Below are 22,980 nucleotides of genomic sequence, written 5' to 3' on the forward strand. Positions count from 1 at the left end.
TCCCGGGGGACCTCCTGGGGCAGGCTCACGGGTGCCGTCCGCCGTCCGCCGCGCGCTCGAAAGCGGCCAGTTGGTCCCGGGCGTAGTCGTTCAGCCAGCACCCGTTCCCCCGGCAGAACGGACACGGCCTGCCGTGGCCGTGCCAGTACCCGTGCCGGTGGCGCACCTCCCGCCACCGGGCCAGCACGTCCGTCCCGTGCTCCTCTGCGACCAGGGCGGCCAGGTGCGCTTCCGCCCAGCGCCACTGGCGGCACCCGCCGTGCCCGGTGCACTCCGAACACCGCTTGCCGTCCCGGTGTACTTCCGCGCTCCTCCTGGCCGCCAGGAATAGGTCCGTGCGGCTGGGCGGTCCGTAGTCGATCGCCATCCCCACCTCCAGAGACAGGCAGGTCCGACCACCGATCCCCGATCAGGTGGCCGGACCGCTACCAGTTGCGATTGCCACTACAGCCTCCCCTGCAACGTGGGCACCGTCAAGGTTGCAAGTGGCAACGTGTGCGGGTTGCACGTGCATACGGTCAGCGCGTGAGACTGGTGGCCCTTTCCGATATCGCCGAGATGCTCGGCGGCGTGTCGCGCACCCGGACCACAGAGATCACGAACCGCAGCACCTTCCCGGAGCCCGTGGATACGGTCGCCAGCGGCAAGGTGCGAGTCTGGGACCGCGCGGCCGTGGAGGCCTGGATCAGGACCTACCGGCCCCACCAGGCCCGGGACGCCGCATCCGACGAAGAGAGCTGAGCGGCCAGGAGAGCGCACACGAAACGGCCCGGACCACCAGGTCCGGGCCGTTGTCCGTGAGGGCTCAGGCGGCGGCCTTCACCTTCTTCCTGGCCGTCTTCTCCTGGCCGGTGCCGACGTGGCGGGACAGCGGGGCCAGGGTCTCCGCCGCCTTCGTCCGGACCTCCTGAGCGGCGGCCAGGTAGGAATCCGCCGGAGCGCTGAGCGTGGAGCCCTGGGCGAAGACCTGATGACGCGCGTGGAGCGGCTTCTCCACGTTGGCCCGCATGGTGTCCACCGCCACCAGCTCCGCCAGGGCGGCGTCCATCGCGGTCAGCGCGGCGTCCACGCGCGTCAGGGCGGTCCGCCCCTGGCCGGCGAGGTACGCCAGCCACTCCGCCCGGTTGTCCTCCACCGCCTTCACCACGGCGGCCTGAGTCGCCTCTAGGGCGTCCTCCGTGCCGTCCGCTACCGCCCTTGCGGCGTCCGCCTCCAGCTCCAGGTCCCGGAGGCTCTGGGCCGCCTTCGCGGCGTCCGCCGTCCGGCCGGAGATGGCGGCCTGAGCGGCTTCCCGGCGCAGCTCCCGGGGCGCGTTCTCCGCCCGCTGGCGCGCGTCCCGGGCGGCCCGGTTCAGCTCCCCCGCCTTCAGCGCCAGCGCCTGAAAGGCGGCCAGGGAGGGCTGAACGGCGGGGTGAACGTGGCGACCCGGGACGCTCACGTCAAGGCCAGCGGCCCGGAACCGGACCGGCTCCGACTCCCAGACCTCCGGGGCGTCCTCAGCGACCGTGAGAGCGGTCAGCGGACCGGCTCCGGCGGGGAAGGCCACGGTGAGGCCGTACAGCTCCGTCAGGCCACCGCCCCCGCGCTGAACCAGCGTCTTCGCCCGGTGCTCCCCGGCCACGTTGCGGAGCGGGCACGGGTTGCCCTGGACCTCTTCGCCGGTCAACTGGGCCGCGCGGGTCCGGCCACCGTGCCCGACCACCATGAGCCGGCTGGTGTGGCCCTCCGCCTGGGCCACTTCGTGGCCGTAGGGGGTGGTGGGGACCCGGAACCGGGGCCCGTCCCAGAACTGGTCTCCCGGGTCGCACGTGCACCCCTCCAGCGCGGTCCCCGCCTCCCGGGCGTGGAACATGGCCTGGCCCAGGATGTGTTCCGACTGGCCCGGGGTCACGGCGGTCATGCCGGTCATGTCCACGGTCCAGACGCCCAGCTCCGGGGAGTAGCGAACCCGCTCATCCGTGATCATCAGTTGCTCTCCTTCAGGTTCAGGATCATGGCCCGGCGGCGGGCCGTGGCCGTGTTGGTGATTGGTGGCAAGGCGTCCGCCAGGGCACCCCTCCGGGGGCGGGCCGTGCGCTTCGCCTTCGGCTCCTCCTGGCCGCCCTCCTCGGGCGGGCCGGCGAGCCCGAGGAGGGCGGCGTGCGGTGGCCACCATGGCGGCGGCCAGCTCCTGGGCTACGTTCATCGGTCCTCATCTCCGTTCAACCGGGCGACGGCGGCCAGGGCAGACACCTGGACGCACTCCGGGCACCGGGACTGTCTGTCGGTCAGCGGGCGGACCCGGGGGAGCGGGACCCCCGCTTCCCTCAGCCGGGCGGCGGACTCATCGGCCAGGCGGAGGGCCGCCAGGTCCTCCCCGGGGACCTCCTGGACCCGGCCGGGACCCAGCGGGACCCGGTGGGTCCTACAGCGGTCCCGGGTCCCCTGTCCCCTCAGGACCCGGGAGGACCCGGACCCGGGACCGAACGCGAGGGGGCTCACCGCTGGGTCCCCGGGGTCCAGGCGGGTCCCGTCAGGTCCGGGGTCCCGGGACCCCCGGGTCCTAGTTCGTGCTGGACCACGAACGCCGCCGGGAGCCGGAGCCCGTAGAGCTGGACCCGCTCCCGCTCCAGGGAGAGCAGAAGTCCGACGACTTTTACCGTGTCTTGGATGGACAGCTCCGGGGAGTCCAGGAGGACGTTCGCGCGCCGCATCCAGCCGTTGAAGCGCGCTTCCGACTGGCGGCGGAGGGTGTCCGCCTCCTGGGCGGGGATGCGCTCCAGGGCGGCCTGAACGCGCCGCGCGGCGGTCCTCCGGCTGATGTCCAGGCGCTCAGCGATGGTGTCGATGGAGTGGCCGGCGTTGCTCAGCTCCAGGGCGGTCAGCTCCTGTTCGTGCCGCTGGCCGGCGGTCATTCGGCTCATGTTTGGACCGTATACCCGCAAAGTGCCAGATACTAGTCCAAAGTGCCACTGAGAGAGCACCATAATGACACTTATGTTCGGCGCGGGGCCTTGTGCAAGTTGCACGAAAGACATGAGGGCTGGCCGTCTGGCCGGCTGTAGAGCGGTCCGGTGTGCACACCAGCGGCAACTTCGCTACGTCAAGTGGCCCCGGATGGACAAGCTCATGTGAGCCGGGCGGGCGTCAAACGGGGCGACCTGCACAACGCCCAGAACGCAAGGTGGCCCCGGTCGGACAACGGTTGGTGGCGCTGTCGGTCAGATGGACTTCCCGAACGAGGTGTTTCACCTGGAGAAGAAAATTTCCGACAAGGCGGAGAGCGCTCCTACCAGCCAACACGGGCCCGCCCGGCCCGTCCGCCGCCGCCCAGCCTGAGCGGGCGGAGTTTGTGGGCAGTTTTGTGGGCCCACTGCTCACCCGCGCGACTGGCGGTGATGTGTCCTGTCCACTCGCTACTGTCTCTGCAACGGAGCGACCGGCCTGCATCTCTGGGTCAAGGCGGCGGGTCCCCCGGGGTGCAACCCGGGGGCCGCCTTGACCGGTCGCGTCCGCCACATGTCCGAGGCAAGGACCAACTACAGGAGGAACGACAACACGTGACCACGGTAACGAGAGGGACCGGGCGGCACCAGCCCGGAGAGAGCGGCACGGAGAACGCCCTGATCGGGGCGCTTGTGCTGATCGCGGTGCTGGCCATCGGGGCGCTCGCCTACATCGTCAGGCTCAGCGGTGAGGACGTGGGCAGCGTCGCGCCGGTGGCGATACCGACCATCGGCGCGATCGGCAGCGCGGCGATCGGCGGCATCGTGGTGGTGCTGCGGAGGAGACCTCCCAGGAGGCGCACCTAGCTCCGTGTGCCGGTGCTGGAGTTCATCTCCGGCCCGGCTTCACCAACGTCATCATCAAGACGGGCCTACCCGGGCCGGAGACAGACTTCTTCTCTGGTCCGGGTGGCCTCTCGCCCAGCCCCGCCCAACCAGGCCCAACCAGCCATACATGGCCCTTGGCCTGGGGATTTCGTTGGGCGACCGCCTAGCCCCGCCCAACCAGAGGCGGTCGTACAGGAGGCCCCCGCTACGGCGGGGGCCTCCTCGCTTGGTGGGTCACGCGGTCAGCTTCACGGGCTCCCGTGCGCTCCGTGCGGCCAGGAGGACATCAACCTGGCCGCCCGCTCCAGGACCTCAGCGGTGGACCCAGGTCCTGGACGTGGGTCCTTCGCTGAGGTCCCCCGGGGTCCCTGCCGGGTCCCATGTCCAGGACCTCAGCGGGTCCCGCTCCCCGGCGGGGCCTCTGGGTCCTTAGGTCCAGGACCTCAGCGGGACCCGGGGGGGTCCTCCGGGTCCAAGTCCTTCAGGCGGCCAGGGAGGAGGACCCGGCGGCGGGGACACAGGACCGATGCTGGCCGGACCCGACTGACGGGAATCCGGCGGCCTCCCGGCGGACCCGGAGCGCCATGTTCGCCATGAAGTAGCTGACCCAGACCCCGTTCAGCTCCAGGCGGCACCGGGCGGAGGCCGCCGTGGCGTCCAGCGGGATGCCGCACAGCTCCAGTTCCTCCACCACGGCGGCCACCCCGCGCGGCGTGATCCAGGCCCCGTCCGGCCTCGGCTCTCTCCACTCACCCATGCCTTTACCATACGGGCGGGGGGTATTCCTGTCCGGCCGTCTCAGGCGGCCAGGGGAGGGGTCAGACCCGGCGTGCCAGCTCTTCACGGACGGCGCTCACCGAGCGATCCCGAAATCGTTGAGCCATACTCTGTGCCTCTTCCGGCGTTTCCAGGCATACATAGAAGTCGTCCCCTGGGATCACTCCGTCCCAGATGATCGGCATGGGGTGGGAGTTCCGGTCTTCCATCCAGAGTCCGTAGACGACCTCCGGCACGTGGTCCATCCTCTTCTCGAAGGTGGCCTCTTGGAGTGACAGCGCTTCCAGGAGTTCGCCCGTGGATTCCTCGGCAGGTTGCACCCCGGCCATTCTTAGTCGATCAATCATCGACCAAGCCGCCCAGAGCGGCTTTGACACGGAGATCACGATGGGTTGTTCGGTCAAGGTCTGTCCCCTTCGGACGGTCAGGCTTGAAGCGGCCAGGGTACGACCAGTCGGGGACTGCGCGGCCAGAGGGCTCAGCGGCCCGCCGCCCTCCTGGCCGCCAGGATGGCCGCCCCGTACTGAACCGGGGCCGTGACCGGCTCAGGTGCCGTGTCCGGGTCCGCGTGCCTCCACCGGCAGCAGGGGCACTGGTGGCCGTCATCGGGGATCAGGAAGCGTCCGGCGGCCAGGTAGACAACGGGGACGGGCTTCCCGGCGCGGTCCCTGCCCACGCCGCCCACCCAGAGGGCTCCGGCGGTGGCCCTGGTGGCGTTGGTGCTCACGTCTTCTCCTTCCGGCCCGGGTCTGGCGGGCCTCCTGCAACCCAGACCCAGCGGCCAGGAGGGGGGCTCCCTGGCCGGGTACTTCACGCACTTACCTCCAGAGGAGGAGGTAAGTGCGTGTGCTAAGTGTTTGAGTAGTGCGTAAGTGCGTGTAAGTGTTTTCCCAGGTCAACGCCTACTTTCGGGTAAGTGCCCGGCAAGTGCGGTCAAGTGCAGCACTTGCCGGGCACTTACCCTGGCCGTCCTACTCGTGCGCCTCCGCGTACTCAGCCGCGATCCAGCGCGTCCCCTCCTTCAGGAGGAGCCCCTTCGCCTTCAGTGCCTTCGTGGCGGAGTCGAAGGAGGTGGGGGTCATGGCCGGCTGGTTCCGGTGCTCACGGTGTGCCTTGACCCACTGGATGGCCTGCGCGCGCGTGGCCCCGGTCTCGTCGGAGTGCTCCAGCATGGCCGCCATGACGTCCCGCTGGTTCTCCGTAAGGTTGGCCTGCCAGTCCGGGGCCTCCTCCACCCCCTGCGCCAGGTTGAAGGCGTCGAAGGGCTCCAGGGTGAGCGTGCCCAGCTCCTCCCCGGTCTCCGGGTCGGTCCCCAGGTTCACCTTCTGGAGGGTGATGGGCAGGTGCCAACCGTCCTCCCCGTCCTTCTGCTTCTCCACAGAGACCTTCGCGGCTAGGGCGCTCCGGGGCTTTGCCCGGATGACCTTCAGCTCCGTGTCCTGGGCCCCATCAATGGCGCTGGCCCCACGGGCGTCCCCGCCGTTGCGGCCCGTGTGGTGGACCACCAGGACGCACGCGCCGGTAGCCCGCTTCAGCTCCTCCAGCCGTTCGATGAAGACCCCCATTGCGGTGTTGTCGTTCTCCTCCATGCCCACCGTGTTCCGGGCCTGAGTGTCGATGACCACCAGCACCGGCCCCAGTTCCCGGCACGCCTCCACGAGGGCCGCCCACGCCTGAGGGTCGGACGCCTGGACCGGCTCCGGGAGCGTCAGGAGGTCCGGCGTGGCCCCGTAGACCTTCCGCCAGGCACGCATCCGGAGCGTCATGCCTGAGGCCCCCTCTGCCGCCACGTAGAGCACCCGGCCCCGGGTCACCTCCTGTCCACGCCACGGGAGGCCGGCTCCCACGTGGGCCGCCAGGTCCAGGGCCACGAAGGACTTGAAGCTCCCCGGCTCTCCGATGATCCAGGTCAGGGACTCCAGGTTGACCAGTCCCCGCACCAAGGGCCGGGGGTGGGGCCGACACTCCAGGGCGTCCGGGTCCAGCATCTTCCCGAGGAGCGCGGCCACCCGGTCCGGCCGCGCCTTCTCCTGGCCGCCCGGGGCCTGCTCCGCCCGCCGTACGGCCTTCCAGGGGTCCTGGAGGGGCCGGCGTCCGTCCAGCACCGGGAGGAACTTCTCCGCCCGCCAGGTGGCAGCCTGGTGATCTGGGTCGTACGCGGTGTGCGAGAGCGCGTCCGTGAGGAACCGGAACGCTTCGTCCGCCCTCCAGAAGGTGGGGACGAAGCGGGAGAGCATGACGGCGGCGGTGTTGGCCTTCTCCTCGATCTCCCCGATGCGGGCGGCCTGGAGCGCCAGGAGCGCGGGCCGGACGAAGTCCTGGGCCTGGGCCTGGGTGAAAGCCCGCTCCCCTCCCTGGCTGGCGGAGGAGGCGGTCAGGAACGGGTCCGCCGTGTCCGCCTCTACGCGCTGCGCCGGCACGCTGGCGGACCGCTTCGCCTGGAGGCGGGTCACGATGCCGGCGGTGGACTCATCCTGGCCGCGCCACTCCTCCAGCCCCTCTAGGTCCGGCCCCACCTCCCACCGGTACGCCACCAGTTCCCCGGTGGTCTTCGACCGGCGCACGGTCGGAGAGATCCACACGAAGCCCCGGCCCACACCGTGGGCGTCCCCGGCCTGGAGGTCCAGGCCCGCCAGCGGCACGCCCTTCCGCTCCCCGGTCGGCGTGATGACGTAGTGCGTACCGCCGGACGGGGTGCTCTGCTGACCGAAGGAACGCGGCCAGTGGCCGGCGGCCTTCAGCTCTTGGACGCTGGCGTCCCCGCCGTTGCGCGGGTCCACGTCCAGGAAGTCCGCCGTGGAACCGCCCACGGCGGCCAGGGCCCACCCCGGACGCCAGCGGTCCAGGTTCACCTCGCTGGGGTAGGTCTTCTCCCAGTGCTTCGGGAGGCGGTAGCCCAGGGGGCTATGAGGGTCCGGCTCCGCCGCGAAGACTGGGACGCCGGCCCGGATGAGCTGGCGCGCGATCTCCAGCGCGCGGGCCTGCTCACCAGTCGTGATCATGGCTGGTGAGGTAGAGTCAACGGTGGAACTTGCGTGGGGAGCGGCCTTGCTGGGGAGCGGGCCGCTTTTCTCTGCGCTCATCGGGCCGCACCCCCGAAGATGGCGCGCAGCTTCGCGGTCTGCTCAGGGGTCAGCTCCGGGGCCCGCTCCACCACGGCCTTCACGGCGGCGGCCAGGTGAGCCTTCCGGGCGCGCTCCCGACGCCATTCAGGCGTGGTGCGCTGGGTGAGGGTGCGCGCGGCGCGCTGGGCTCGTGTCTCGACAGACATGGCAAGGCTCCAGGAAAGTTGCTTCCTGGTGGCCCCGCCTGGCTAGGCTCCCCACCCTCTGCGTCCCGGTGCCGTCCGGGCCCATCGCGCGCTTCTACAGCGCGCATCGCTACTCATCAGGACCTATCGACCCCCGGTAGCCAACCGGTTTGTGTCTGGGGCCGTCGTGCGGACCTTGCGCCGGGTGGCGCTGGTTTCTCGCCCGTGCCTCCACTGTAGCGCTTCATCGATTGAAGCGCTACTCAGTTGATCTACATTTACCCAGCTCAGCCCCCATATTCAGTCCAGATCAGGACTGACTGGAGAGTTTGCGCAGGTCACGGCAGGAAGATTTATACCCGCCTTACTTGCGCGGTGACACACCTGAACGCGGTGTCCGGCTCCAACGTCGCGATCGTCGTGGGGGCGGTGCTGCTGCTGGCCCGCTGGTCCCGGGCCGGTCCCCGGGTGGCCGTCGGGCTGTGCGCGTTGGCCCTGGTCGGCTTCGTCATCCTGGTCCGCCCCTCGCCCAGCGTGGTGCGCGCCGCCACCATGGGCGCGATCGGCCTCGCGGCGTTGGCCGCCGGGCGGCCCCGGGCGGCCCTGCCGGCGCTCGCCGCGGCGGTGGCCGGGCTGGTGCTGCTCGACCCGGACCTGGCCGGCGACCCCGGGTTCGCGCTGTCCGTGCTGGCCACCGCCGGCCTGCTGCTGCTCGCCCCGGGGTGGCGGGACGGCCTGCGACGGCGGGGCGTGCCGCCGGGGCTCGCCGAGGCGCTGGCCGTGCCGGCTACCGCCCAGCTCGCCTGCGGCCCGGTGGTGGCCGGGATCTCGGGGACGGTGAGCCTGGTCGCCGTGCCGGCGAATCTGCTGGTGGTGCCGGCGATCGCGCCGGCCACGGTGCTCGGGGTGGCGGCGGCGGTGCTCTCCCCGGTCTGGCCGGCGGGGGCGGAGTTCGCGGCCTGGCTGGCGAGCTGGCCGGCCTGGTGGCTGGTCACGGTGGCCCGGTACGGTGCGCGGCTGCCGGCGGGCGCGCTGCCCTGGCCGGGTGGGATGCCGGGGGCGCTGCTGTTGGCCGGGCTGACCGTGGCGCTGCTGATCGCCACCCGTCGGCCGCTGATACGCCGGCTGGTGGCGGTGGTCGCGGTCGCCGTGATCGCCGGCACCCTGCCCGTACGCCTGGTGGCCGCCGGCTGGCCGCCGCCCGGCTGGGTGGTGGTGGCGTGCGCGGTGGGCCAGGGCGACGCGCTGGTGCTGCCGGCGGGCGCCGGCCGGGCGGTGGTGGTCGACGCCGGGCCGGACCCGGCGGCCGTGGACGGCTGCCTGCGTCGGCTGGGCGTACGGGAGGTCCCGCTGCTGTTGTTCAGCCACCTCCACGTCGACCACATCGGCGGGGTGGCCGGGGTGTTCCGGGGCCGCCGGGTGGCGGCGGTGCGCACGCCGCAGTGGCCCGAGCCCGCCGCCGGGCGGGATCTGGTACGCGCTGCCGCCGCGACGGGCGGGGCGGGGACGGCCGTGGCCACGGCGGGTTGGACGTACCGGGTCGGCGGGCTGGAACTCGTAGTGCTCGGCCCGCCGTACCCCCTGCGGGGGACCCGGTCCGATCCGAACAACAACTCGCTCGTGCTGCGCGCCACGGTGGCCGGGGTGCGGATCCTGCTCGCCGGGGACGCCGAGACCGAGGAGCAGCGGGCGCTGCTCGAGCGGTCGCCACCCGGTGGCGTACGCGCCGACGTGCTCAAGGTCGCCCACCACGGGTCGGCGTATCAGGAGCCGGCGTTCCTGGACGCGGTCCGGCCGAGGGTCGCGTTGGTCCCGGTGGGGGTCGGCAACTCCTACGGGCACCCGAACGCCGCCGTGCTCGCCCGGATCGCCCGGGGCGGGGCGCGGGTGCTGCGTACGGACACCGACGGCGACGTGGCAGTGGTGCTGGGGCGGGACGGAATGGCCGTGGTGAACCGGGGCGTCGCCCCGGGACGACGGCAACGCTGAGGAGTAATGGCTATTGGCGGCATTGGCAGGGGGATTAGCGTAAATGTCTGGATTTGCGCTGAGTGCGGGCTCTGCCTTCGTCGGCCTCAACGAGCAGGCACGATCCCGTGGGCGGCGTGCGAATATGGGCGGCGTGACCGCCGCCGACCTCGCCCCCATTCTGCTCGTCCTCGGCGACGAGGAGCTGCTCGCCACGCGCGCGGTGGCCGAGACCGTGGCCAGGGCCCGCGACGTCGACCCCGAGGTCGACGTCCGGGAGTACCAGGCCGGGGCGCTGACCGTCGGTGAGATCGCCGAGATGCTCAGCCCGTCGCTGTTCGGCGGTCGACGGGTGCTGGTGCTGCGCTCCGGTCAGGACGCCCGCAAGGACCTGGCCGCCGCGCTGCTGGCGTACGCGAAGAACCCGGACCCGGACGTTCAGCTCGTCGTGCTGCACCTCGGGGGGGCCAAGGGCAAGGCGTTCGCGGACGGGCTGCGGGCGGCGGGCGCCACGGTGGTGCCGGCCGCGAAACTCAAGGGGCACCGCGAGCGGGTGGCCTTCGTCCGCGACGAGATCCGCCGGGCCGGCGGCAAATGCACCGACGACGCGGCTGAGGCGCTCATCGCGGCGGTCGGCAACGACATGCGCGAGCTGGCCGCCGCGTGTTCCCAGCTGATCGCCGACACCGACGGGCGGATCGGGGCCGACACCGTGGCCCGCTACTACAAGGGACGGGTCGAGGTGAGCGGCTTCACCGTCGCCGACGCCACCCTGATCGGCGACGTGCCGGCTGCGCTGGAGGCGCTGCGTTGGGCGCTGCACGTCGGCGTCGACCCGGTCCCGATCGCCGATGCCCTCGCCGACGGCGTCCGCACCGTCGCCCGGGTCGCCGCGGCGGGGCGGGGCGACCCGTACCAGCTGGCGGGCACCCTCGGGATGCCGGCCTGGAAGGTCAAGAGCGCCCAGCAGCGGGCCCGGGGCTGGACGCCGGAGGGCCTGGTGCAGGCGATGCGGGCCGCCGCCGAGTGCAACGCGGCGGTCAAGGGCGGCTCGGACGACCGCGCGTACGCGCTGGAGCGGGCGGTGTTCTCGGTGGCGGCGGCCAGGCAGGGCGGCGCCCGGTGAACCGGCCGGTTCGGGTGTCGTGGGCGACGGTCCCCTCCGCCCAGGAGCGGTATCGCCCCCTCTACGCCCGGGCCCTCGGCCTGCGCTTCGTCAACCCCGGCGGGGTGCTCTGCTTCCTCTTCTTCGAGGGTGCCGTCGCGCTGGCCGTCCTGCTCGCCCTGGCCGAGCTGGTGACCTGGTGGGCGGTGCTCGTGCTGCCCGCCGCCGTGGCGGCGATGGTCAAGCTGAACGACATGGTGGCGGAGGCGGTGGTCCGGACGGCCGCGCTCGTGCCGGAGCAGGAGCGGGACCGGTTCCGCCGGCAGATGGAGCCCGTGGTCGGGCGTGCCACGGTCCACGGCGTCGGTGGCCGTCCCGGGGCGGCTGGTCACGCTGCCCGGGGTGCGGCTGGTCACGCGGGCACCGGTCACGCGGGCGGGGGCGCTGGTGGCCGGGGCGCGATCGGTGTCGCCAGTTCGTCCGGTGCTGGCCCGCGCGACGCTCCGGGTTCGGCCTCGCGGGCCATCCCGGGCGTTCTCGTCCATCCCGAGCCGGCGGGACGCGCAGAACGGCCCCGCCACGGGCTCCGCCGTGCGGAGCCCGGCCTCCCGGATCACACCCGCCCGGAGCACACCCCCGGTCCCCGCCCCTGATCCAGGCGCGGGTCGCCGAGCGAGCCCGGGTGCCCCCGATGGTGCGGCGGTTGAGGACGAGTCGGCTGGTCAGCCCGGTCCGGGACATGGGCTGCGAACGTGCCCGCAGCACGGAAACCCCAGAGCGGGCTACGCAGCGCGCCGGAGCCGACGCGCGGGAGGTCGGCGCGGACGCACAGAAAGCCGGAAGCCCCGGTTGGTCCCGGGGCTTCCGGTCAGGTCTGTGGACGTCAGTCAGGCAGCGAGCGAGGTCACGCGCTTGGCGATCGCCGACTTGCGGTTCGCCGCCTGGTTCGAGTGGATCACGCCCTTGCTGACAGCCTTGTCAAGCTTGCGCGAGGCGTCCTGCATGAGGACGGTGGCCTTCTCGGAGTCACCGGCCTCCGCAGCCTCGTGGAACTTGCGGATGGCGGTCTTCAGCGACGACTTGACCGACTTGTTACGCAGCCGGCGCTTCTCGTTCTGCCGGTTGCGCTTGATCTGGGACTTGATGTTCGCCACGCGACAGCCTCGTCTTGATAGCTCGGTATGGTCTGCATTCCGCTGCGACGAGCATGCGTCATCGCTGCGCGAATGGCCAGGTTACCAGGTCCGCCCGGACGAGCCAAAACGGCTCACTTCTGCGGCCCCGAGGTGGTCGGTTCCCGGCCCGCCGCCGCCCAGCCCTGCCGGACGGCGAGCCAGCCCAGCGCCTGCCCGCCGCTCCACCGCTGGTGTGCCCGGATGTGCGGTGACGCGCTCGTCGGCCCGGCTGCGGCCGAGGTGAGCAGGTACCCGGAGAGCGCGGCGAGGGTCACGTCCAGGGCGTCCGGGGGTGCGCCGGCCGCCGCCGGGTGCCCGGCGAAGAGCCCGTCGGCGGCCAGGCCGCTGGCGTGGGCGGTGATCAGCAGGCTGACCAGGTCGAACCAGGCCGGCCCGTGGCAGATCCAGGTCCAGTCGCAGAACCACGCCCGGCCGTTCGGATCGACGAGTACGTTGTCCAGCCGCAGGTCGCCGTGGGCCAGCCCGCCGCGCTCGGCGTACCCGGGCAGGCGCGACTCCAGCGCGACCAGCTCGGGCAGCCGGTCCCGGGCCGAGGGCGGCAGCTCCGGGGCCGGCTCCCGGCCGGCGGCCACCTCGCCCCACCAGAGGATGTCCTCCCGGGCCAGATCGGCGAGCCGGGGCAGGTCGAGCCCCACCAGTTCGGCGGGCGGGTCGGCCAGCGCGGCGGCCACCTCGGCGTACCCGGCGAGGGTCGCGTCGAGGTCCGCCGGGGTCCACGGCAGTGCGGGCGTGCGACCGTCGATCGCGTCCAGGCCGAGCGCGTACCAGCCGGCCGTCGCCACCGTCCAGCGCGGGCGGGGGACCGGCAGGCCGGCGGGGAGCCGGTCCAGGACGGCGGCCTCCCGGGCGTACCAGTCGGCGAGGTGCCGCTGCTCGGTCAGCGAGGCCGCCTTGACGAAGGTCCGCCGCCCGTCGGCGGTCTCCAGCACGGCGGCGAAGCCCCGGGTGAATCCGGCCCCGGCCACCCGGGCCGCCGCCACCGGGCCGCCCAGTCGGGCGGTCACCGCCGCCCGCAGGCCGGCCGGCAGTTCCGCCCAGCCGGGGCGCAGCGCGGTCGCGTCGTACGGCACCGGGGGGAGTGAGATCGGGACCATCCGACCATGCTGCCCCACCCGTGCCCGGTGCACCGCCCGCCGGGCGCCGTTGACCCTGCCCGCCGCCACCTCGCCGACCTCGCCCGCAACGCCGCCCCGCTCACGCAGCCCGTGCCGGCCCCGGCGGAATGTCGTGCCGCCGCGCGATGATGCCGCCGTGGACACCGAGGAATTCTGGGCGCTGGTGGAGGCGTCCGACCGGGCCGCCGGCGACCCGGCCGGACGGCTGACCTGGCTCACGGACCGGCTCGCCGGCCTCCCCGCGACGGAGGTGGTCGACTTTCAGCTTCGGCTGGACGAGGCCCACGCCCGGGCCGACACCACGCGGCTCTGGGACGCCGCGCTGCGGATCTGCGGTGGGCTCTGCTCCGACGACGGGTTCCGCTACTTCCAGGCGTGGTTGGTCGGGTTGGGGCGGCCGGTCTTCGAGCGGGCGGTGGCGGCTCCGGACACCCTGGCCGACGTTCCCCAGGTGTGCCGGCTGGCCGGCCGCCCCACTCGGGAGTGGTCCGACGACGAGTGGCCGGACTGGGAGTCCCTCGATTACGTGGCGGGCGAGGCGTACGAGCGGATCACCGGTGTCGCCGAGGGTCTGGAGGACGCGATGCTCGCGCGCGTCGGCGAGCCGGGCGACGAATCGCCGGACCTCGGCGATGAGCCGGAGGAGTCGGACGATCCGGCGGAGTTCGCCCGGCGGTACCCGCACCTGGCGGCGATGTTCCCGCCCGCGCCCGGCCGCCCGTGACCCGCGGTGCCCGTGGCCTGCCCGCCCGGGTCGGCGCAGGGCCCGCGCGTGCCGTGCGGGACCGCCACGACCCGCGCGACCGCCGTGGCGGCGGCCGGCTCTGTCAGACTGCGGAGCATGAGGACCGACGACTTCTGGCAGTTGATCGACCGGGCCCGGGCCGGCGGGGGCGGCGCGGCCGGGCCGGTCGCCGCCCGGGCCGTCGCGCTGCTGGCCGAGCGCGATGCCGCCGACATCGTCGGGTACGCGCAGCACCAGCGCCGAGTCATGGTGGCGTCCTACCGCGCTGATCTCTGGGGCGCGGCGTACCTGATCAACGGGGGCGCGTCCGACGACGGCTTCGAGTACTTCCGGGGCTGGCTGATCACCCAGGGCCGGGAGGTTTTCGCTCGCGCGGTGGCCGACCCGGACTCGCTGGCGGCGCTGCCGCAGATCCGTCAGGCGGCGCTCACCGGCGAGGAGTTCGAGGCCGAGCAGATGCTCACGGTCGCCGAGGAGGCGTATCGGAAGGCGACCGCCAGCGAGCTGCCGGCGGTCCCGGAGACGCCCTACCCGGAGCTGGGCGAGTTCTGGGACTTCGACGACGAGGAGGAGGCCCAGCGCCGGCTGCCGAAGCTTGCCGCGCTCTTCGTCGAGCCGCCCGAGGAGTGAGCCGCCGGCCCCGCCCCGGGCGGCGGGAGGAGTGATCCGATCGGGCCCGGGGCGACGTGGGATCATAGAGGGGGCCGGCGTCGCGTCGGCCCGCTCACGTCAGCCGACCAGAACGGACCGCTGTGCCACCGACGCTCGATTCCGGCGCGAACGCTCCCGGTGCCACCGACCCGGCGCGCATCCGGAACTTCTGCATCATCGCCCACATCGACCACGGGAAGTCGACCCTGGCTGACCGGATGCTGCAGCTCACCGGCGTGGTCGACCCCCGGCAGATGCGCGCGCAGTACCTCGACCGGATGGACATCGAGCGCGAGCGCGGCATCACCATCAAGAGCCAGGCCGTCCGGATGCCGTGGACGGTCCGCGAGGGCGACCGGGTCGGCGAACAGGCCGTGCTCAACATGATCGACACCCCGGGCCACGTCGACTTCACCTACGAGGTGTCCCGGTCGCTCGCCGCCTGCGAGGGGGCGGTCCTGCTGGTCGACGCCGCCCAGGGCATCGAGGCGCAGACCCTGGCGAACCTCTACCTGGCGCTCGAGAACGACATGCGGATCATCCCGGTGCTCAACAAGATCGACCTGCCGGCCGCCCAGCCCGAGAAGTACGCCGAGGAACTGGCCCACCTGATCGGCTGCGAGCCGTCGGACTGCATCAGGGTCTCCGGCAAGACCGGCGTCGGCGTGCCGTACCTGCTCGACGAGATCGTCCGGCAGCTCGCCCCGCCGGTCGGCGACGCCGACGCGCCCGCCCGGGCGATGATCTTCGACTCGGTGTACGACGTCTACCGGGGCGTGGTCACCTACGTCCGGGTGATCGACGGCCGGATCGGCGCCCGGGACCGGATCAAGATGATGTCCACCGGGGCCGTCCACGAACTGCTGGAGATCGGCGTCATCTCGCCGGAGATGGTGAAGGCCGACGCGCTCGGCGTCGGCGAGGTGGGTTACCTGATCACCGGCGTGAAGGACGTCCGCCAGTCCCGGGTCGGCGACACGGTCACCATCAACGCCAGGCCGGCGACGCAGGCGCTCGGCGGCTACAAGGACCCGAAGCCGATGGTCTACTCCGGCCTCTACCCGATCGACGGATCCGACTACCCCAACCTGCGCGAGGCGCTGGACAAGCTCAAGCTCAACGACGCCGCGCTCGACTACGAGCCGGAGACCTCCGGTGCCCTCGGCTTCGGCTTCCGGTGCGGCTTCCTCGGCCTGCTGCACCTGGAGATCATCCGGGAGCGGCTGGAGCGGGAGTACAACCTCGACCTGATCTCCACCGCGCCGAACGTGGTCTACCGGGCCATCACGGAGGACGGCCAGGAGATCGTCGTGACCAACCCGAGCGAGTACCCCGCCGGCCGGATCGCCGAGGTGTACGAGCCGGTCGTGCGGGCCACCGTGCTCACCCCGAACGACTACGTGGGCGCGGTGATGGAGCTGTGCCAGGGCCGCCGGGGCAACCTGCTCGGGATGGACTACCTCTCGGCCGACCGGGTGGAGCTGCGCTACACGCTGCCCCTCGCGGAGATCATCTTCGACTTCTTCGACCAGCTCAAGAGCCGCACCAAGGGCTACGCCTCGCTGGACTACGAGCCCTCGGGCGAGCAGGCGTCCGACCTGGTCAAGGTGGACATCCTGCTGCACGGCGAGCCGGTGGACGCGTTCAGCGCCATCGTGCACAAGGACAAGGCGTACAACTACGGCGTCACCATCGCGGCGAAGCTGCGCAAGCTGATTCCCCGGCAGCAGTTCGAGGTGCCCATCCAGGCCGCGATCGGCAGCCGGGTGATCGCCCGGGAGACCATCCGGGCCATCCGCAAGGACGTGCTCGCCAAGTGCTACGGCGGTGACATCAGCCGCAAGCGCAAGCTGCTGGAGAAGCAGAAGGAGGGCAAGAAGCGGATGAAGATGGTGGGCCGGGTCGAGGTCCCCCAGGAGGCCTTCATCGCCGCCCTCTCCTCCGACGACGGCGACGGCAAGACCGCCGGCAAGAAGTAGTCCGGGCGTACCGGAAGGATTTTTCCGGGCCCGGCAACGCGCGCCCAGGGGCGGTGGGAGCCCTTCCACCTGGCCTTTTGCCGCCCCTGGGGGTGCGGAGAGGTGGCGGCATCGACGTGCGGCAGCAGATCGGCGGCGAACCCGGTTTGGATTTTCGGGCCCTCGGGAACTTAGCGGTCACGACAGCAACAACACACCGTTGTGACACATCTTTAGGAGGAGGGCGACCGTGGAGCTCACCGTTTGGGGCATCATCACCGCACTCGTTGTTGGTCTCATCGTCGGCGCTCTGGGCCGCCTGGTCGTCCCGGGCCGGCAGAACATGCCGATCTGGCTGCACATGCTGATCGGTGTCGGCGCCGCGCTGCTCGGCACCGTGCTCGCCCGCGCCGTGGGCATCGCCACCGAGACGGCCGGGATCGACTGGACCGAGTTGCTGGTGCAGGTCGTGCTGGCCGCCGTCGCCGTGGCCCTGGTCGCCGGTGTCGGCCGTCGCCGGAGCGTCAGCCACCGGTAACGGCACGCCGTTTTCTCCCGAGGGGCGCCCGACCACAGTGGTCGGGCGCCCCTCGCGTGCGTCCGGCCTTTCCGCGCCGTGCCGAAGGCGAAAAGTGTGCACGAGTGTCTCTCGTGAATGTGCGTTCCGGTGTGCCCGCAGGGTGGGCGATTGCGCCGAGGGGCAGCCGCAGGCAGCCTGAGCTGACCAGATGTCCCGAGTGGCGGTTGCCCCAGGCAATGTCCGGATGACGGGTTTGGGTTTTCGGTGGGCCGGGAACTTAGTTGTCACCACAGCGATCAATACTTATGAAGCCTTCTGAAGGAGAACGACCATGACCGTTACCGGAATCATCACCGCGCTCATCGTCGGTCTGATCGTGGGCGCCCTGGGCCGCCTGGTCGTGCCGGGCCGGCAGAACATGCCGATCTGGCTGCACATGCTCGTCGGTGTGGGCGCGGCCCTGCTCGGCACCGTGCTGGCCAACGCCATCGGCATCTCCACCGACACCGCCGGGGTCGACTGGACCGAGCTGCTGGTGCAGGTCGTCGTCGCCGCCATCGCGGTCGCGATCGTGGCCGGCGTGGGTGGTCGCCGCGGCGTCAGCCACCGGTAACAGCACCGTCCGCGAGCGGGCGCCCGACCTCACCGGTCGGGCGCCCGCGCGCTGCGTTACGCCCACGTGTGGCCGGTGGCCGGGGCTCCCCCCCGGTTTAACCCCCCCGGCGGGCGGGGGGCCCCCCCCCCCCCGGGGGGGGCCCCCGCTCGCTGCGTTACGCCCACTTCTGGCCGATGTTGGGACTGCCCCCGCGCCCCCGCCTGCGGTACCGTCGCCTCGCTTCCGGGCAACCGGCCATCGACCGGCTGCACCTCGGGACCCCACCCCCTGTCGTAAAGGAAATTTTCCTACTAAGGTGCGGCGCAGAAGGTTAGTGCCAGGACGGCGCGAGGGAGATGTGGCGTGAACAGGTGGAAACGGCTGGCCCCGGTCACCGCCGTGGTGGCGTCGGCCGCGATGGTGCTCGCCGGTTGCGGCGGCTCGGGGGACGACGAGGCCGCGGACAACAGCAAGCTGACGGTCTGGATGATGGGCGAGGGCAGCGAGGCGCAGACCAAGTTCCTCGACGGCGTCGAGACCGAGTTCAAGAAGAAGCACCCCGACACCGACGTGGTCGTGCAGTACATTCCCTGGCTCGAGGCGCCGAAGAAGTTCCAGGCGGCGCTCGCCGGCGGTGAGGGACCCGACGTCACCGAGCTCGGCAACACCGAGACCCAGGGCTGGGCCGCCCAGGAGGCGCTCGCCGACGTCACCGGCAAGCTCGGTGGCTGGTCCGAGGGCAAGGACATCCTCCCCGACCTGGTCAAGAACGCCCAGCTCGACGGCAAGCAGTACGGCGTGCCGTGGTACGCCGGCGTCCGCGCGCTGTACTACCGCACCGACTGGTTCGCCGAGGCCGGCGTGAAGCCGCCGACGAGCTGGGACGAGCTGGTCGCCGCCGCGAAGGCCGTCCAGGCGAAGAAGCCGGGCACCTACGGCATCGCGCTGCCGGGCAACTCGGAGCTGCCGTTCTACTCCTTCCTCTGGGGCGCGGGCGGCGAGATCGCCACCAAGCAGGGTGACAGCTGGAAGTCCGGCTACAACACCCCGGAGGCCCAGAAGGCGGTCAAGTTCTGGACCGACATGGTCACCGTGCACAAGGTCGCCCCGCCGGCCGCCGCCGGGTGGAACGAGATCGACGCCCGGACCCAGTTCGCCACCGGCAAGGCCGCGATGGCCTTCGGCGGTAGCTGGCAGGCCGGCGCGATCAAGAAGGACAACCCCGAGATCGAGAAGGTCTGGGGCACCTTCCCCATCCCCGGCCCGGACGGCAAGCCGGCCCCGGCCTTCGCGGGCGGCTCGGACATCGCCCTGTGGAAGGACAGCAAGAAGCAGGACCTCGCCTGGGACTACCTGACCGTGCTGCTGAGCAAGCAGAAGGACAAGGAGTTCGCCAGCAGCCTCGGCTTCTTCCCGGTCTACTCCGACCTGGTCAGCGGCGGCGAGTACGCCAACGACAAGTTCATGGCGGCATTCGCCACGACGATGCAGAACACGAAGCTGACCCCGCTCACCCCGAAGTGGGTCGAGGCCAGCCGCACGAAGACGGTGACCCAGGCCATGAACAGCTCGGTCATCAAGGGTCAGAAGACGGTCGAGAAGGCCACCGCCGAGGCGGCTGCCGAGATGGAAAGCATCCTCAACGCGAAGTGACCACCCTGACCAAGGCGTCGGAGACGTCCGCCGCGCGGGAGAATCCCGCGCGGCGGCGTCGCCGGGTGGACCGCCTGCCCTACCTGCTGCTCCTGCCCTGCCTGGTGGTCATCTGCGTGCTGCTGCTGTGGCCGCTCGGCCAGGTGGTGGCGATGTCCTTCTTCCGGCTGAACAACGTCCGGCAGTTGCGCGGCGACCGGGAATGGCCCTGGGTGGGTTTCGGCAACTACGCCGAGATCCTCGGGGACCCGTTCTTCCTGACGGTGCTGCGCAACACGGTCCTGTTCGCCGTGGCCAACGTGGCCCTGACGATGATCCTGGGCACCCTGGTCGGGCTGCTGCTCAACCGGCTGGGCAAGCGGATGGCCACCTTCGTCGCGAGCTGCGTGATGCTGGCCTGGGCCACCCCGGCGCTGACCGGCACCATCGTGTGGAAGTGGATGTTCGACGACACCTCCGGCCTGGTGACCTGGATGTTCAACGCCCTGCCTGACGGGCTGTCGAACGCGCTGTTCGGGCGCGCCGACTGGACCGGCTACGGCTGGTTCAATTCGCCGCTGCTGTTCTTCTCGATCCTCACCCTCGTGGTGGTCTGGCACTCCTTCCCGTTCATCGCCGTCAGCGTGCTGGCCGGGCTCAAGAGCGTGCCGAGCGAGTTACACGAGGCCGCCCGGGTGGACGGGGCCAGCTCGTGGAAGGTGTTCTGGAGGATCACCTTCCCGCTGCTGCGCCCGGTCTTCGGGATCCTGGTGGTGCTCTCCACCATCTGGGACTTCAAGGTCTTCACCCAGCAGTTCGTGCTGGCCGGCGGCACCCAGGACCGGCCGACGTTCATGCTTTCGATCTACTCGTACGCCGAGGCGTTCTCCCCGCCCCCCAAGTACGGCCTGGGCGCGGCGGTCGCCGTCATCCTCACGCTGATCCTGCTGCTGGTGACCGGCCTCTACGTGCGGATGGTGCTCAAGCAGGAGGAGGAGTCGTGAAGCGCGGCACGATGGTGAGGCGGGTCGCCCTCAACGGCGCGGGCCTGCTGGTGGCGCTCTTCGCGGCGTTCCCGGTCTACTGGATGATCGCGACGTCGCTCAAGCCGAACCGGGAGATCTTCTCGGCCACGCCCCGGCCGGTGCCGGCCCATCCGACGCTGGAGCACTACCGGGAGATCCTTACCGGGAACCTGATCCCCGGCGTGACGTTCGCGGACTTCTTCCTCAACAGCCTCCTGGTGGCGGTCTCGACCGTGGTGCTCAGCGGCCTGGTCGCGCTGCTCGCGGCGACCGCGGTGGCCCGGTTCCGGTTCAAGCTGCGGACCAGCTTCCTGATCATGCTGCTGGTGGTGCAGATGATTCCGCTGGAGGCGCTGGTCATCCCGCTGTTCCTGATGATCCAGCGGCTGGGCCTCTACAACACCCTGCCCAGCCTGATCCTCACCTACCTCGGATTCTCGCTGCCGTTCGCGGTCTGGATGCTGCGCGGCTTCGTGGCCGCGGTGCCCAAGGAACTCGAGGAGGCCGCGGCGATCGACGGGGCGAGCCGGTTTCAGACCTTCCGCCGCATCCTGTTCCCGCTGGTCGCGCCCGGCCTGGTGGCGACCAGCATCTTCTCCTTCATCACCGCCTGGAACGAGCTGATCTTCGCGCTGACGTTCATCAACGATCAGGACCGGTACACCCTGCCGGTGGCGATGACGTTCTTCTTCGGCCGGGACGACACCGCGTGGGGGCCGGTGATGGCCGCCTCGACGCTGTTCGCCCTACCGGTGATCATCTTCTTCCTGCTGGTGCAGCGCCGGATGGTCTCCGGCCTGGTGGCGGGCGCCGTCAAGGGCTGAGGCGCGGGCAGGGGCCGGCCGGGCGCGTGACGTCCGGAGTGGACCCTGCCCGTCGCCCGGCGGCGAGGCCTCGGCCGCTCCGGGAACGGCGGTCGCCGGAGGCCGTTCCGGGGACGGCGGTCGCGGAGGCCGCACCGTAGGCTGGCGCCATGACGGGCAGGCTGGTGGCGGTGAACCTCGGCGTGGTGACCGAGGCGGAGTGGGCGGGCGACGCGAGCGGCCGCAGCGGGATCGACAAGCGACCGGTCGACGGGCCGGTGCTGCTGCGGGCCGATGGCGTCGACGGGGACTTCATCGCGGAACGGGCCCACCACGGCGGCCCCGACCAGACGGTCTACGCGTACGCCGAGGAGGACGCGGCCTGGTGGGCGGCCGAGCTGGGCCGGGACGTCCGGCCGGGTGGCTTCGGCGAGAACCTGACCACGTACGCCGTGGACGTGACCGGGGCGGTGATCGGGGAACAGTGGCTGGTCGGCTCGGCCCTGCTCCAGGTGACCAAGCCGCGCACGCCGTGCACCACGTTCGCCGGGTTCTGGGGCGTGCCCGACCTGATCAAGCGGTTCACCGCGCGGGCCGCGCCCGGGGCGTACCTGCGGGTGCTCCGGGAGGGCGAGGTCGGCGCGGGCGACCCGGTCGAGGTGGTGGACCGGCCGGCGCACGGGGTCACCGTCGGCGAGGTGTTCCGGGCCGGCACCCTGGAGCCGGAGCTGCTGCCCCGGCTGCTCGACGTCCCCGAGCTGCCGGAGTCGGTCCGGGAGAAGGCCCGCCGCCGCCTCGCCGCAGGGCGGCCCTGACCGCGCCGGGCGTGCGGAGGGGCCTCCTGCCGTGTGCGACGCGCGCCGACAGGAGGCCCCTCGCCTATCGCGTCAGCGGAGCCAGGGGATGTTGCGGTCGAGCTGGCCGCGCTCCTTGAGCTCCTTGCGCAGCGGGATCTCGTCGTCGACGTACCCGTTCCAGTTGATGCCCCAGTAGTTCGCGGTGTGGGTGCCCTCGCCGCAGAGCTGGCGCTGCACCGGCGTGCGGTTGGCCCACCACTCGCTCTCCGGGTCGATGTGCAGCTCGTCGAGGGGGCGGATCCACCGGTAGGTGTAGCCGACGAAAAGCATCTTGCGGGTGATGGAGGACAGGTTCGTCGACCGGGAGTGCCACTGGCGGCGGTCGAAGATGAACGCGTCGCCCGGCTTGGCGGTGATCTCCACCGTGCCCTCCGGGTCCGGGTTGTGCACCGTCAGGTCGTCCGGCCGGGGCAGGGAGTTCCACAGGTGGCTGCCCGGGATGACCTTGGTCGCGCCGCGCCCGGTCTCCGACAGGTCGGAGAGCACGTACGCCACCTTCAGCGAGAACATCGGCCGGGGCAGGTTCGGGTCCATCGTCTCCGGGTCGGAGTTCTGCCGGTACCCGTCCTGGTGCCAACCCCAGTACGGCTTCTCCGGCTCCGCCGCCGGCGGGGTGACGTCCAGGTGGTTGTGGTGGGTGTAGATGTTCCACCCGGCCAGGCCCCACATGTACGGGAAGGCGATCGGGTGGGTGAGCAGGTTGCCGAAGAGCTCGTCCCGATCAAGGAAGCCCAGCAGGTGCAGGGTGCCGTCCTTGGTGGTGTTGCCCTTGGTCTGCTCCTCCGCGTAGACGCGGTCGACGGCCTCCTCCAGGGCGGCCCGGTGGTCCTCCGTCAGCACGTTCCGCAGCAGGAGGAACCCCTGCTCGTGAAACTCCTTGCGATCGGTGTCGCTGATCGGTTCGTAGCCGGTCCGGCCGTCGTAATCGAACACCGCGTAGTACCCCTCCCCATGAGGAAACCATTTCTGGC

At 71.5% G+C, this 22,980-nt stretch carries 23 protein-coding genes and 2 pseudogenes; 14 read left to right on the forward strand and 11 right to left on the reverse strand.

What is annotated here, in order from left to right:
* Positions 1–25: 25 nt before the first annotated feature.
* A complete protein-coding gene (locus GVV04_RS27125; RefSeq protein WP_161691827.1) occupies positions 26–367 on the reverse strand; it encodes a hypothetical protein in 342 nt (113 codons plus the stop codon).
* 158 nt (positions 368–525) lie between these two features.
* On the opposite strand from GVV04_RS27125, the gene GVV04_RS27130 reads away from it, so the two are divergent.
* Positions 526–741 (forward strand): hypothetical protein, encoded by a 216-nt coding sequence (locus tag GVV04_RS27130; protein ID WP_161691828.1) that lies wholly within the window; start codon positions 526–528, stop codon positions 739–741.
* Between the two features lie 64 nt (positions 742–805).
* Here the strand turns inward: GVV04_RS27130 and GVV04_RS27135 are convergent, their stop codons facing one another.
* Together GVV04_RS27135 and GVV04_RS27140 are read right to left on the reverse strand one after the other, a co-directional pair.
* Positions 806–1,966: a hypothetical protein gene (locus tag GVV04_RS27135; protein WP_161691829.1), complete on the reverse strand. Its 1,161-nt coding sequence runs from the start codon at positions 1,964–1,966 to the stop codon at positions 806–808.
* Positions 1,967–2,477: 511 nt separating this feature from the next.
* Positions 2,478–2,903: a helix-turn-helix domain-containing protein gene (locus GVV04_RS27140; RefSeq protein WP_161691830.1), complete on the reverse strand. Its 426-nt coding sequence runs from the start codon at positions 2,901–2,903 to the stop codon at positions 2,478–2,480.
* A 636-nt stretch (positions 2,904–3,539) separates the two neighbouring features.
* Here GVV04_RS27140 and GVV04_RS27145 point away from each other — a divergent pair.
* Entirely contained in the window at positions 3,540–3,791 is a 252-nt protein-coding gene (locus GVV04_RS27145) for a hypothetical protein (RefSeq protein WP_161691831.1), read from the forward strand.
* Between the two features lie 502 nt (positions 3,792–4,293).
* Here the strand turns inward: GVV04_RS27145 and GVV04_RS27150 are convergent.
* The 5 genes from GVV04_RS27150 to GVV04_RS27170 form a co-directional block, all read right to left on the reverse strand.
* Positions 4,294–4,569, reverse strand: a complete 276-nt coding sequence (locus tag GVV04_RS27150) for a hypothetical protein (protein WP_161691832.1) — start codon at positions 4,567–4,569, stop codon at positions 4,294–4,296.
* 61 nt (positions 4,570–4,630) lie between these two features.
* Entirely contained in the window at positions 4,631–4,993 is a 363-nt protein-coding gene (locus tag GVV04_RS27155) for a hypothetical protein (RefSeq protein ID WP_161691833.1), read from the reverse strand.
* 74 nt (positions 4,994–5,067) lie between these two features.
* Positions 5,068–5,316: a hypothetical protein gene (locus GVV04_RS27160; protein ID WP_161691834.1), complete on the reverse strand. Its 249-nt coding sequence runs from the start codon at positions 5,314–5,316 to the stop codon at positions 5,068–5,070.
* 244 nt (positions 5,317–5,560) lie between these two features.
* The gene (locus tag GVV04_RS27165; RefSeq protein WP_161691835.1) at positions 5,561–7,591 is read right to left on the reverse strand and encodes an AAA family ATPase; all 2,031 of its coding nucleotides are present in this window, start codon (positions 7,589–7,591) and stop codon (positions 5,561–5,563) included.
* Between the two features lie 77 nt (positions 7,592–7,668).
* A complete protein-coding gene (locus GVV04_RS27170) occupies positions 7,669–7,860 on the reverse strand; it encodes a hypothetical protein (protein WP_161691836.1) in 192 nt (63 codons plus the stop codon).
* Positions 7,861–8,202: 342 nt separating this feature from the next.
* On the opposite strand from GVV04_RS27170, the pseudogene GVV04_RS34155 reads away from it, so the two are divergent.
* The 3 genes and pseudogenes from GVV04_RS34155 to GVV04_RS34865 all read left to right on the forward strand — a co-directional run.
* Positions 8,203–9,828: pseudogene (locus GVV04_RS34155) on the forward strand (ComEC/Rec2 family competence protein); the annotation flags it as partial.
* Between the two features lie 124 nt (positions 9,829–9,952).
* Entirely contained in the window at positions 9,953–10,933 is a 981-nt protein-coding gene (gene holA, locus GVV04_RS27180) for a DNA polymerase III subunit delta (RefSeq protein WP_161691837.1), read from the forward strand.
* 14 nt (positions 10,934–10,947) lie between these two features.
* Positions 10,948–11,268: pseudogene (locus tag GVV04_RS34865) on the forward strand (hypothetical protein); the annotation flags it as partial.
* 531 nt (positions 11,269–11,799) lie between these two features.
* Here GVV04_RS34865 and rpsT read toward each other — a convergent pair.
* Entirely contained in the window at positions 11,800–12,066 is a 267-nt protein-coding gene (gene rpsT / locus GVV04_RS27190; protein WP_161691838.1) for a 30S ribosomal protein S20, read from the reverse strand.
* 113 nt (positions 12,067–12,179) lie between these two features.
* Positions 12,180–13,202 (reverse strand): phosphotransferase family protein, encoded by a 1,023-nt coding sequence (locus tag GVV04_RS27195; protein ID WP_161692009.1) that lies wholly within the window; start codon positions 13,200–13,202, stop codon positions 12,180–12,182.
* A gap of 157 nt (positions 13,203–13,359) precedes the next feature.
* Between GVV04_RS27195 and GVV04_RS27200 the strand changes: the two genes are divergently transcribed.
* The 9 genes from GVV04_RS27200 (at position 13,360) to GVV04_RS27240 (ending at position 21,967) form a co-directional block, all read left to right on the forward strand.
* A complete protein-coding gene (locus tag GVV04_RS27200; RefSeq protein WP_161691839.1) occupies positions 13,360–13,947 on the forward strand; it encodes a DUF4240 domain-containing protein in 588 nt (195 codons plus the stop codon).
* Between the two features lie 117 nt (positions 13,948–14,064).
* The gene (locus tag GVV04_RS27205; RefSeq protein ID WP_161691840.1) at positions 14,065–14,598 is read left to right on the forward strand and encodes a DUF4240 domain-containing protein; all 534 of its coding nucleotides are present in this window, start codon (positions 14,065–14,067) and stop codon (positions 14,596–14,598) included.
* A gap of 122 nt (positions 14,599–14,720) precedes the next feature.
* Entirely contained in the window at positions 14,721–16,598 is a 1,878-nt protein-coding gene (gene lepA / locus GVV04_RS27210; RefSeq protein WP_161691841.1) for a translation elongation factor 4, read from the forward strand.
* A 229-nt stretch (positions 16,599–16,827) separates the two neighbouring features.
* Positions 16,828–17,115: a GlsB/YeaQ/YmgE family stress response membrane protein gene (locus tag GVV04_RS27215; RefSeq protein ID WP_161691842.1), complete on the forward strand. Its 288-nt coding sequence runs from the start codon at positions 16,828–16,830 to the stop codon at positions 17,113–17,115.
* 313 nt (positions 17,116–17,428) lie between these two features.
* Complete coding sequence (locus GVV04_RS27220; RefSeq protein WP_161691843.1) at positions 17,429–17,710, forward strand: GlsB/YeaQ/YmgE family stress response membrane protein; 282 nt, start codon at positions 17,429–17,431, stop codon at positions 17,708–17,710.
* Between the two features lie 345 nt (positions 17,711–18,055).
* Positions 18,056–19,345 carry a sugar ABC transporter substrate-binding protein gene (locus GVV04_RS27225; RefSeq protein ID WP_161691844.1) on the forward strand — a complete coding sequence of 430 codons (1,290 nt, stop codon included), beginning with the start codon at positions 18,056–18,058 and terminating at the stop codon, positions 19,343–19,345.
* Complete coding sequence (locus GVV04_RS27230; RefSeq protein ID WP_161691845.1) at positions 19,342–20,328, forward strand: carbohydrate ABC transporter permease; 987 nt, start codon at positions 19,342–19,344, stop codon at positions 20,326–20,328. The genes GVV04_RS27225 and GVV04_RS27230 overlap by 4 nt, the downstream gene beginning before the upstream one ends.
* A gap of 11 nt (positions 20,329–20,339) precedes the next feature.
* Positions 20,340–21,173, forward strand: coding sequence for a carbohydrate ABC transporter permease (locus GVV04_RS27235; protein WP_161692010.1), 834 nt, complete (start codon positions 20,340–20,342; stop codon positions 21,171–21,173).
* Positions 21,174–21,322: 149 nt separating this feature from the next.
* Positions 21,323–21,967 (forward strand): MOSC domain-containing protein, encoded by a 645-nt coding sequence (locus tag GVV04_RS27240; RefSeq protein ID WP_161691846.1) that lies wholly within the window; start codon positions 21,323–21,325, stop codon positions 21,965–21,967.
* Positions 21,968–22,039: 72 nt separating this feature from the next.
* Here GVV04_RS27240 and GVV04_RS27245 read toward each other — a convergent pair whose 3' ends face one another.
* Positions 22,040–22,942 (reverse strand): phytanoyl-CoA dioxygenase family protein, encoded by a 903-nt coding sequence (locus GVV04_RS27245; RefSeq protein WP_161691847.1) that lies wholly within the window; start codon positions 22,940–22,942, stop codon positions 22,040–22,042.
* Between the last annotated feature and the right edge of the window lie 38 nt (positions 22,943–22,980).

The sequence above is a fragment of the Micromonospora rubida genome (assembly GCF_009908295.1).
GTDB classification, from domain to species: domain Bacteria; phylum Actinomycetota; class Actinomycetes; order Mycobacteriales; family Micromonosporaceae; genus Micromonospora; species Micromonospora rubida.